The sequence below is a fragment of the Bacillus sp. C-3-6 genome, assembly GCF_054509685.1.
Map to the genome: position 1 here is coordinate 314,760 of NZ_JBSSBE010000002.1, position 12,056 is coordinate 326,815.

Genomic DNA, 12,056 nt, shown 5'->3' on the forward strand with positions numbered 1-12,056 from the left:
GAAAAACAAGATCCCTACACAATGTGTGGGGATTTTTCCAAATAGAAAAGACACCCTAAGGTTCCTTTTTTTATAGTTTTTAGCAGAAATAAATGCATCCGATAATGATTAATAGTATAAAGAGTACAACAAGTAACGCAAAGCAATTAAGTTGCTAAAGTAATAAAGGAAACAGCAACTTCTTTAGTTGCAATTCCCTAAAAATACTAAATGTTTGAGGGGATTTTTTCTTGCAATTGTTTTAAGCCATTAAAAACTGATATCCCGGTTGCTGTGAAATAGAAAAATAAGAGACTATATTCTGAGGGAATCTTGAATATAGCCTCTTATTATAGGTTTTAAAACATTAATTCAGGGATTTTTAATTGATTTTCAAGTAAGTTCCAAGTCTCATCTAGAATAGGTTTTGGTGGTATGTAAATAATTGTTCCATCTCGCCCTCTTGTTAAAATAACTCTATATGCATTGAGTTTAATTTGGAACGGATCTTCGACACCCCATTGATAGTGCTGCCCCTTCCAAGCCCCATTCTTTAGATATAGATCATCATCCCAATGAACGAGCGCCATATCTAGTTCAAGTCCTTGTGTTTGAAATTCAGTTGCGCTGTAGTTGAGATTTTTACAATAGTATTGAGACCCTGGATAGTTAAAGTATTGAGCGATTTTACTAGGCTTTTCATATCGTTCATCTCGTGGTAGAACAGGGACTTCTTTTTGACGATCAGCGCCACCAGCACAGACGACACCAACTGTTTTTGTATCATCCTGATAAAGCTGATTTAAAGTAATTTTTGCTTTGTCTAAATCACGCGTAATAAAAAGCTGATAATGTTCCTTTGGTAGGTTATGAATAAGCTGTTTCGTTTGTTCAAAATTAATATCTAATAAAGTATTAATAATTTCATAGTATTTTAAAGCTGCATGAGCACGGAAAGATGAATTTAAATGTAGCTGAGAATGAGTTTTATAATGTGCTGCATTTGTGAATACAGAATTAGGGTGTTTAGAATGAACAGTAACGTTTTTTCCAGCAATCGCAGTATTCCACAGAGGGAGACCGCCTTCTTCACCAGAATAGATCTCTTGACCTTCTCCAATTAAGCCAATTGTTACACTCCACGGCTTATTATGTGTCGTAATATTCATTATAATATCCGGTTCACTTAAGTGTTGGGCTTCTCGCTTTCTTCGAGTGAGTGATTGGTCGACTTTTTTTGTATCCCATGCTCGTTGTGCTTCATCAAAAATGATAATTTGTTCTTTTGGAATGATTTTCTTTTCGAGAAAATCCATTTTATATCCATATAGGCCTTGTACGAACGTTCTATTTTTCAACGTATCTTGTAATACGTCTACTAATGGCCCGTTACCAGATAAATAAACTGCATTTTTCATTTCATGTGCAATGGTCAGACCCAAATATGTTTTACCTGCTCCTGGCTCACCAGATACTAAAATTAAGTGATGAGTATTTGTATTTTGTGCTTCCTGAATAATTGTGCGTATAGTTTGTTGTACTTTTGGAAAATTACTGCTTGATATTGCTTTAATATCAGGGAGTGGTTCATTATGTAAAATGGAACGAGCAGCTTCTAGCATAGAAGGTGAAGGTTCATAGAAACCATTGATTATTTCGTCTAGCGTCAACGTTTGTACTTCTGTTTTCTCTAATATTCGTTTAATAATACTTTCCAATCCATCAACTGTTGAAAGGGTTACTTGATAATCTTTTTGGAATTCCCATTGTTCACCTTCATAGTTTGTAAGCAGTAGAACACCTATTACTTGCATGTTAGATTGTTGAATAGCTGAGTGATAATGCTGGAGATCACGCATATAAAGTGAAGTTTGAATGTATTCAGAAGGTGAAACGTAATTATAACTTTTACATTCGATGACTATCAAATAACCATTGATTAATAAAAGTATATCTGGACGACGGCCACCTCCGCGTAAAATCTCATATTCAAAAATAAGTGATGCATCTAAATTAGAAAATCGATTAAATAAATCTTGTAGCTTATTGTAACTATCAATCCATGCTCTCTTTTGAGAAGCTATTTTGGTATCATCTGCATTGGTTTTATAAACATGATATTGCAATTGTTTAATGAATGATTTTAAATCTAATTCTTTAAATTGTTCAATAGTTCCAGCCCAGCCATAGTTCAAGATAAATGCCTCCTTAAAATGTAGTAGAATATATTCAAATCATTAAAATTTATATATATAGCAAACTTATTCGAATTTCTTCTTTTTTCTGTGAAACTTCGTGACTTTGTTCTAAATCTATATTAGCATTTGTGTATATAAAGTGAAAATAAGAGGGGCTACCATATGAAAATAAAAAAAGTAACATATAGCATGATGATTAGTTTACTACTACTAACATCATGTGATATATCGAATAAAGAAATTGAACAAAAAGCACAAAATTATACAAAATCAGAGTATGGTCTTTCTGTTAAACTAGATCAAGTTGAAACAACTGGAAACGGTAAGGATATACTGGGACCAGATGTACGAATAGCCCATGTACAGCAAGTAGATAAACCGTATTTACAATTTCAATTATCATTCGATGGACAAGTTTCTCCAAAAGTAGTAAATGATAATTATAAAATAAAAAAAGAAGCGAATGATTTAAAAGAAAAATTCAATACATATTATGCTGGAAAAGGAAATAATGATTTATTTACGTTTGAACAAATGTATACAGGAGATGCTGTTTTTGATAAAAAGGCTGAAGCAGAAATAGAAAAGAAAAATTCAAAGAAATATGTTACAGCAGTTTTTAGAAGTAATATCTTTTTGGATGTAAACAATCCCGCACATATGGAAAAATTAGCGGAGCTTGCAAGAAGTGTTCAAGAGTTTAATAAAACAATTGAAAATAATAAGAGTAGCGTGGAAGATATAACGATTCAACTACCAAATGCTAAGAAGGAATTATTACAAAATATTGTAGTAGATTATGTATTAACGGCAGAAAATGCAAAAAAGATTCTTGAGAAAAAAGAGGATTATATGAAAGCATTACAACTTATAAAGTAAACAAGTGATCCTTATAATTCCGTTGTTTAGATTCTATTCCTATACCAGGAGAACATAGTAGATCAAGGCATGGGATTCACAATTAACGGGGAGATAAGTACAACAGGATCCTAACGCTTTGGGGGTGACTACTTTTAGGCATGCAAAGTTTTTAATCTCCTTAAAAGCCATGTAATGCTTTAATTATTTTACTTGAATGGCGATGTATTAATTCCAGTAATCGCTGAAACATGAAGTGAAAACAAAAATCCGACTGAGGTAGCAAAAATTCAGAAAGGAATTATTGTTACTATAGGAAGATAAATGTGTGCTGTGTGGTATAGATTTATCAGAATTATTAAGGGCGAATCATTTGAAACCCTGGAAAGAAAGCACAAATGAAGAATGTTTTGATCCATACAGTGGCCTGCTACTTTGTTGTAATCATGATGAACGTTATGATAAAGGCTTAATTGTTTTGCATTAGATGGTGTTTATATTTATTAAAATACGGTGAAATATCCTTAATTATTCGAAAATTAAATAGGCATTGGTCATCACCGAAAAGTATTAATCTATTAAATAAGTATTTAGAAATAGGAGTGGAGTAATATGGGTAACTACCTTGAAAAAATTCTAGATTGGAATGCTGAAATATTAAGGGAACATTTCGAACATTCGGAACGTATTTTCAAAAAAGATGAAGAGGATAAAATTTTTCATAATGGAGAATACGGTAAATATAGAGAAGATGCTTGTAAAGACTTTGTTAAGTCAATAATTCCAGGACATCAGGATGTAAGTGATGGTTTTTTAATTAATACAGAAGAAGGTGATGAGGGAATAAGCACTCAGTGTGACATAGTAGTGTTTGATAAGTCATCTCCAATTTTTAGCGCAAGTCATATAAAGTTTTTTACGGTGGAAACTGTAACTGCAATTGGTGAGGTAAAATCAACATTAGATACTGGCGAACTAATAGATGCACTAATAAAATTGGCAAAAAACAAGGAAATGAGAGTTAAAAATTTAAGAAATTGTACTGTTACATACAGAGATCCACAGTACAAATCTCAAGAATATGACCCATATACATATCATGTTGATCATATGATGTCTTTTTTGATCTGCAAAAAGATTGATGCTATTAATAAAAAGAAATTAATGAAAAAAATAGAAAAGGCATATGTTGCTGAAAGTATTAACGAAATAAATAGACACAACATGATTCTTAGCTTGGAAGATGGATTATTCCTTTATTGGGACCCATATAATACAGAATTATCTGATTCAGAATTTAATTGGGCTTATCCAATGATGACAGGGCAACCTTTTAAGCAAAGATTTCTAGAAATTAACCCTAAAGATATCAATTATCATTTTAAACAGTTTGCTCATCATCTATTTTTAGGATTATCAAGTACTACAGTCATTCATCCTGAAACAGCTTTATATTTTAATTGGGAAAAAGAGACATCAATAAATAAAATAGATTTATAGCTGGTTCTAGTGCAAAAATCATTTAATAGAGACAGAGAGCCTACACAGTTTGTTTAATTACAAATTATGAGGAAATTTTGTCCGACTATGATTATTCGGGTACTAATTACATAGTAATAAAACTTCCTAGAGTTGAAATATACTATAACGGAATATATCGTCCAATCATTGAATAATAAAATTCCCCTTGTTTTAATAGAAGGGGAATTTTGGTTATTTCTAGTGATTAACCTGTCTACTAATTGTGTTAAGGTAATAAGTTGTTTAATTATTTGATTAACAATAATTATTTAATTTCTAGAGCTTCTTTCAATTGTTAATTACCCATCTTTTGAATTGCCTTTAATTATTCAAGTGCGCCATTTTTGCAGAATTAGTGTGTGCGGTTCTGGTGCAAAGGCGAATTTAAAATAGGTAAATAATACAATTCTGTTTCGTATGAATATAAACTTATGAAAGTAACTTATTTAAATGTATATTTAGAAATCAAGTTAGTTGGATTATAATGGTATAGATGAAATAGTTATCAAGTACTGGTTCTTTAAAGGAGGTAACAATTATGGCGAATCAAAATTCAAAGAAACTTTACCAAGTATTGTGGAATAGTGTGGATATTTTGCGCTTAAAAATGGACGCGAGCGAATACAAAAACTACTTGCTTGGCCTTATTTTTTATAAATATTTATCGGATAAGATGCTTTATTATGCAGCTGAATTGCTTGAAGAAGAAGTTGGTGATATAAATGAAGCTCAAAAAGTTTATGTTGATGCATTTAATAATCTTGAAATAAAGGAAAGTTTAATAGAAGAGTTAAAATATAACTTTTCTTATGCTTTTGAACCAGAATTTACTTATACAGCTCTAGTTCAAGCGATTGAGAATGGGAAATTTCAACTAGAAGATTTAGCTCATGCATTCCGTAAATTTGAACAAAGTAGTAAGGTGTTTGGAAATTTGTTTGGGGATGTGGATCTTTATTCAAAAAAATTAGGGGTAACAGCTCAAAAACAAAATCATACGATTTCTACTTTTATGTTAGAACTTGCCGAATTGGATACCGCTCATGAAGAAGATATGTTAGGAGATGCATACGAATTCCTAATTGGTCAATTTGCTTCTGTATCAGGAAAAAAAGCAGGTGAGTTTTATACACCTCAATCGGTTTCTAAATTAATGACTCAAATAGTTCTTCAAGGGAAAGAAAATCAAAGAGGTTTAAGTTTGTATGATCCTACAATGGGGTCTGGTTCATTGCTGTTAAATGCAAAAAAATTCTCTAATGAACTTGGAACATTGAGTTATTTTGGACAAGAATTAAACACCTCGACATATAACCTTGCACGAATGAATATGATTCTTCATGGTGTGAGTTTAGCCAATCAGCACCTGCATAATGCTGATACTTTGGATTCTGACTGGCCAACAGAGGAACCGACTAAATTTGATGGTGTTCTGATGAATCCACCATATAGTGCAAAATGGTCAGCTAATGAAGGGTTTATGGATGATCCGCGTTTTTCAATGTATGGAGTACTGGCACCGAAATCTAAAGCAGACTTTGCTTTCTTACTACATGGCTACTATCATTTGAAAGATTCTGGTGTGATGGCAATTATATTGCCTCATGGTGTATTGTTTAGGGGCACAGCTGAAGGGAAAATACGGAATATTTTGCTTGAAAATGGATCTATTGATACAGTGATTGGTTTACCAGCGAATGTTTTCTTTGGTACAAGTATTCCAACTGCTATGATTATTTTGAAGAAAAACCGTGATAACAAAGATGTACTATTTATAGATGCATCCAATGATTATACAAAAGAAAAGAATCAAAATGTCTTAGAAGATACACATATTAATAAAATTCTAGATGCATATAAACGTCGTGAAGACATTAGAAAATATGCACATGTCGCTGGTTTTGATGAAATCGTAGAGAATGACTTTAACTTGAATATACCTCGTTATGTGGAAACTTTTGAAGAAGAACATATTTCTTTGGTTGAAGTCGCTCATAACATGCAAAAAACTCAAAAGCAAATTGTTGAATCAAACCGAGTTTTAAGAGAAATGGTACAAGAGTTGTCTGGAACAACAAAAGAAGCACAACAAGAATTAGAGCATTTTATAAATATTCTAGATTTTGGGAGTGTTCAAGGTGGTGAACATAATGAGTAATAAAACACCTCAAGTACGTTTTGAGGGGTTTCCCGATTATTGGAAGAAGCAGTTCCTATCTGAATTGATGGATTTTTCAAACGGAATTAATGCTCCGGAGGAGGAATTGGGTGAGGGGAAAAAAATAATTAGCGTTATGGATATTCTTGCCGATGAACCAATTCCTTATGATAAAGTCGGAAATTCAATGAAAGTTGATAGCTTCCCTGAAATTGAAAATAAAGTGGAAAATGGTGACCTTGTTTTTGTTCAATCATCAGAAGTTCTAAATAAAGTTGGTTGGTCAAAAGCCTATTTGGATGAGAGTTATGCATTGAACAGCAGTTTTTCTATTAGGGGAAAAAAGAAAAAAGAGTTTGATGCATACTTTGTTGAACTCTCTTTAAATAATAAAAATAGAAAACAAATTGAAAGGAAAGCTGTTAGAGGTACAAGGTTTAATATAAATCGATCAATTCTAAGTAGCGTTATTATTCTAAAACCGTCAACTTCAGAACAAGAAAGAATAGGAGATTTTTTCCTTCAAATTGATAAGGTTCTTGCTCTTCATCAGCGCGAGCTTGAAAATTTACAGGAAAGTAAAAGAGGTTTCCTGCAAAAAATGTTTCCTAAAAATGATGAATGTGTTCCAGAATTTCGTTTTCCTGGATTTACTGATGCTTGGGAAGAGTGCAAGTTAAAATCGATTGTAGAGAGGGTTACAAGGAAAAACAAAGACAAAGAATCAAAACTCCTTCTTACAATATCTGATCAGTACGGATTAGTTGAGCAAAATACATTTTTAAAAAAGCAGGTAGAAAGTCGAGATATTAGTAACTATTATCTATTGAAAAAAGGTGAATTTTCCTTTAATAGGGGCTATTCTAATGAAAATCCTTGGGGAACAGTAAAGCGTTTGGAAAAATATGAAATGGGTGCCGTATCACCAATGTATATTAACTTTAAACCAACTTCTATTGATTCGAACTTTTTAGTTTCATACTACGAAACTAATCGATGGCATAAAGATGTTTCTATGCGTGCTGCTGAAGGTATTCGAAATCAAGGTCTATTAAATATATCAGCTCAAGATTTCTTTAATACAAAAGTTAAATTACCTAAGGGTATTGAAGAACAGAAACGAATAGGTACTTTCTTTGAGAAACTAGATGATACTATCGCTCTTCATCAAAAGCAATTAAAAATTTTAAAAGAAATTAAGAAAGCTTTTTTACAAAAAATGTTTGTATAAAAATATATAATTATGATTAAATGATGTAATTAAAAGGTGCTTTTACAGTGGATGAAAGCTTTTATGCATTCAAATTTTGAAAAAGTTACGAGAATGGATATCCTACTACTAAAACAATGAAAGTAGTTCGGGTGGTTAGTTAATTGTTAATATTTCTTAAATACAGATTGCTTTTGTATTTTGAAATATATATGAGGATGTATGTTTCTATCTATAAAAAGAATAAATTAAAAATATTTGATGGAGCAAAATGCTTATGTGTTGAAGAGGTGATTATATTTTGGAAAACCAAAATAAAATGAAAATGAAGGAGAACTATGTAGTAATAGGAAATGGGTTTGATTTAAGTATGGGCATGGCAAGCTCATATAATCATTTTTTAAATGATATTATACAGCAGTATAATTTGAAGACGAATGAAGAAATTTATGATTTTAATAACTTATTCGTTAGGGAGTTTCATGGTAGAGAATTAAATTGGTCGGATTTTGAAACAATATTTGAAACTCAGATGATCGAAATTAATGAATCCTTAGAATATAGTAAACATGATCAATTAAAGAATTATAGGGTAAATAAATTGAATAAGGATCTCAAAGAGCTAGAAAAACTGTTTTATCGTTATATAAAAAGGGAATATACTGAGTGGAAAGATAAACCAGATAGAGGGAATTTACGAATCAACCCTTTTTACTCAAAATTGTTTTCAGATAAAAAAACTCATATCATGACTTTTAATTTTACAACAGTCTTAGAGGATATTTTCGATGATAACAAAATTAAAAAAGATAGAATCTATCAGTTACATGGTTCAATAGAAGATAATAATATTATATTCGGTGGTGGATTTACTGGTAACAATGATATTTCCAAGGTTAGTTTAGAAGGATCTCTAACAAATGATAAACTAGTAAGAATAAAAAAAGATTCAATATTGTTTCCTAAAAGAGAAGAGTTAATTTCAAAGGTCAATCAAGCGGAAAACAATTCATTTAATTTGTTTATTTTAGGACACTCCATTATGGGCAGTGATTTTATTTTTCTGCAACCTTTTTTTGAGAAAGCTGAAAAAATTTACATATTCTACTACAATCAAGATTTTTCAGAAAAATTACAGTTTTTCATTAAACAATTAGGTAGGGAATATGCTGAGAAAATTTACTTAGTTCCTTTTTTCGATGTATTGCCCACTAATGATAGTGATGTAGTTATCAAAGGATTAGAAGAATATAACCTGGTTAAGGAAGTGTTTAATTTCCCTGTTCCTCAAGATGAAGAAAGTAGTAATCTATTTGAAGATATTCATGTGTATAATACGAGCTTTATGCTTCAAAGCATAAAGCAAATAAAAATAACTGGAATGAAAAGTCTACAAAAAGTATTGGACATTTTGAAAAAAATATCTCCTGAATTTATAAATTTACAAGATAATTTTGTAATTAGTGTTGCTGATGTAAATGATCCTGAGTTTCTATCAGAATTATTTGTAAATGAAATTTATAAAGAATCACTAAAACAAGCTAGTAAAATTGAGATTGTGAATTGTAATGTCAACTGGCGAGATTTTTCTAATGCATTTGAAGAAAATGAATTAGAAGAGTTGGTATTAAAAGACAACATAGTATTATATGAATTAAATAAAAATGAGTTTGATATTTCAAGATTACCTAAACTCAAAGACTTAGAAATTTGTAGGAATGAATTCCAACTTCGTAATGAGACTAACAGTGAAGAACAGAACTTAAAAGTGAAGAGTTTTAAAATAGCATTGAGAAATCCGTTAAACTACTTACATAGAATAATTGTATTGGGGAACCAAGAAGTAAGAATAGAAGAATCATTATGTAACAAGGGTGTTAAAAGTAAAATTGTGAAAATTGAAATAGCTTCGAATATCTCAAGCTTATATTTTCCTGAAGTAGAATATCTAGAGTTGAATGGCTTAGATGGTGCGCCATTGCCAAATATGGAATTAAGTAACGATATTTGGATTGTTAAATTGATTGATTTTGAAAGTGAAAAATTGGATATCACAGATTTATTTAATTCTAAAGACAATAGATTGCAAAAACTTCAAGTGTTTGAAATTAATAATATACCTTTGAAGGAACTATATTCTAATGTATTATGTAATATTTTTGATTATGAGCCAGTGTTAAAATTTAATAGCAAAGAAATAACTTTTTCTGAAATATTAAGTGAACAAATTATTTGCATAAAAAGGAATAATTTAATGAATTTATTTATTAGTTCGGATATTGAAAAGGTCGATGAAAACATTTTATCAAATACTATAACTCCAAATAAACTTTTAATTTCAGATGAGGAAATTAAAAGTTTTGCTAACAAATGGTATATAAATTATGGGGATTTGAAATCTTTCTTAAACAATTATAATAATAATTTAAGTTTTATGTATCAGAAAGGTTTGCAGGATTTAGTGGAAAAGGGAGATTATGAAAAATATAAGCAAAATGGAGGGGAGAATAAGCGCTTAATATTTTATCGTAATCAATTTAGAAAGGACTTGCAAGCCCTTATTAAGCGTTATTCTATGGAAGAGTCCGAAGATCAATAGAAAGAGGATAACAATTGAAATAGATAATAAAAATGTAGCATTTTTACATATTTTATGCTGCTCTACAAATGTATTTATCCAATTTAGTAATGCTAAACACATAATCCATCTTAACTGTTAGTATTTAACGGTTAAGATGGCAGTGAAAAAAGTATTGTTAATTTCTATTTACAATCGTAGGCTTAATTGTTATAGTAATAGCATCCTATAAGTGATATAGTATAATATCGGAATTAAGGGAACTGGAATAAGTGGAGGAAACAGCAAAAACAATCTTGAAGTAAACCTGAATTTTTATTAGATTGTGATGTACTTCTTAGCTATGCAAGGGGCATGAGCCTAGAAATCACAATTTCTTATTAAATGAAATTGTAATCACTATAATCTATATCTTGGAGGGTATAAACATGTTTGTTTTTCTGTTAATCCATTTAATTTCCTTATTTTCTTTGATTCCACTGAAAAAGCTATATTCAAAGGTTACTCCTATTTTATCGGAGCTATTAGAGATTGGCGAATTTGAGATGAATATGTATTATTTTGGCTTGGTGTCGTTATATTATTATGGTGTCTACCAGCTTATTTCAAATTTTCTTGGTCACTAGAGCACCATTTTATTGGGAGGGACGTAGTCATTAAGTGATGACTACGTTTTTTTATTAGGAAGGCATATTGAAATACTCTTAGAATGAATAAAGTGATAATGTTAATACAGGTTTATATTTTTTGCATTTTAAAGATATTATTTTAACTTGTTAGATATGTAATAAGAAAATTTTATAGGTAAAAATGGATGGTTAGATTGATTCTAATCTATTAGAATTATTTTTTGAGAATTAAAATTAAATTAAAAGGAGGTTTTTCTGCTCTCACAATATATTAATAATTATCTATTTACTACAAGGGGGGAGGCGTTAGCCACAGCCTTTAATACATTATGCGGTGCCTGTGATTAATGCGTCTTTTTGTAGAATGTATATTTTTTTTATAATAGGAGGTATAGAAAACGTAATAAATTTATAGAAAGAGCAAGATAACTGTTCAATTTTAAAAACATATTTTAAAAAGAGTTCCCAAACGTGAAAAAGCTTAATAACTTATATGAAGCATTCGTCCAAAGTGGTGTATTAGTAGATAAAAGTGTTTTTAATGATACTTAGCCATTTAATACAAAAGAAGTAACATTATTCATGTTGGTAATAGTAAAGGATATGAGAATAGTTGGATTTTAATTAGAGGATTTCCTTTAAATAGTATAAAATTCAATAGTAGTTATTGGGGGAAAATGGTAAATGTAAATCGAAATATAAAAAATCATTTTGGTATGTCATAATGTCTAGTACAAATAATAGTCAGATAAGTAAGAGTGTAGAAGTATCAATAATTGAGTATAAAGACACGAAGAAGACTGAATGTTTCTGAAATGTTTTTTTGCTGCAGTGTATCTTAATAATATTCAAGAAGTATTTCAAGGTTACCGGAATCTTGTATTAACTCTTTTGAAGACTTAATACAAGACATGGAGTTTTTTTA

The 12,056-nt window shown here is 30.4% G+C and carries 6 protein-coding genes and 2 pseudogenes; 6 read left to right on the top strand and 2 right to left on the bottom strand.

The features are described from left to right. Positions 1-79: 79 nt before the first annotated feature. Together ACW0JX_RS28400 and ACW0JX_RS28405 are read right to left on the bottom strand one after the other, a co-directional pair. Positions 80-142 (bottom strand): annotated as a pseudogene (locus tag ACW0JX_RS28400) (YjcZ family sporulation protein); the annotation flags it as partial. A gap of 196 nt (positions 143-338) precedes the next feature. Next, entirely contained in the window at positions 339-2,174 is a 1,836-nt protein-coding gene (locus ACW0JX_RS28405; protein WP_459245838.1) for a DNA/RNA helicase domain-containing protein, read from the bottom strand. Positions 2,175-2,339: 165 nt separating this feature from the next. Between ACW0JX_RS28405 and ACW0JX_RS28410 the strand changes: the two genes are divergently transcribed. From ACW0JX_RS28410 to ACW0JX_RS28435, 6 genes and pseudogenes are all read left to right on the top strand, one after another. Further along, positions 2,340-3,056, top strand: coding sequence for a hypothetical protein (locus ACW0JX_RS28410; protein WP_459245839.1), 717 nt, complete (start codon positions 2,340-2,342; stop codon positions 3,054-3,056). Positions 3,057-3,257: 201 nt separating this feature from the next. Next, positions 3,258-3,510 (top strand): annotated as a pseudogene (locus tag ACW0JX_RS28415) (HNH endonuclease); the annotation flags it as partial. 137 nt (positions 3,511-3,647) lie between these two features. Beyond that, positions 3,648-4,535 carry a DUF6602 domain-containing protein gene (locus ACW0JX_RS28420; protein ID WP_459245840.1) on the top strand — a complete coding sequence of 296 codons (888 nt, stop codon included), beginning with the start codon at positions 3,648-3,650 and terminating at the stop codon, positions 4,533-4,535. A gap of 559 nt (positions 4,536-5,094) precedes the next feature. Next, a complete protein-coding gene (locus ACW0JX_RS28425; protein ID WP_459245841.1) occupies positions 5,095-6,714 on the top strand; it encodes a type I restriction-modification system subunit M in 1,620 nt (539 codons plus the stop codon). Next, complete coding sequence (locus tag ACW0JX_RS28430) at positions 6,707-7,945, top strand: restriction endonuclease subunit S (RefSeq protein ID WP_459245842.1); 1,239 nt, start codon at positions 6,707-6,709, stop codon at positions 7,943-7,945. Before ACW0JX_RS28425 ends, ACW0JX_RS28430 begins: the two co-directional genes overlap by 8 nt. Positions 7,946-8,225: 280 nt before the next feature. Continuing rightward, the gene (locus ACW0JX_RS28435; protein ID WP_459245843.1) at positions 8,226-10,523 is read left to right on the top strand and encodes an AbiH family protein; all 2,298 of its coding nucleotides are present in this window, start codon (positions 8,226-8,228) and stop codon (positions 10,521-10,523) included. The last annotated feature ends 1,533 nt before the right edge of the window (positions 10,524-12,056 follow it).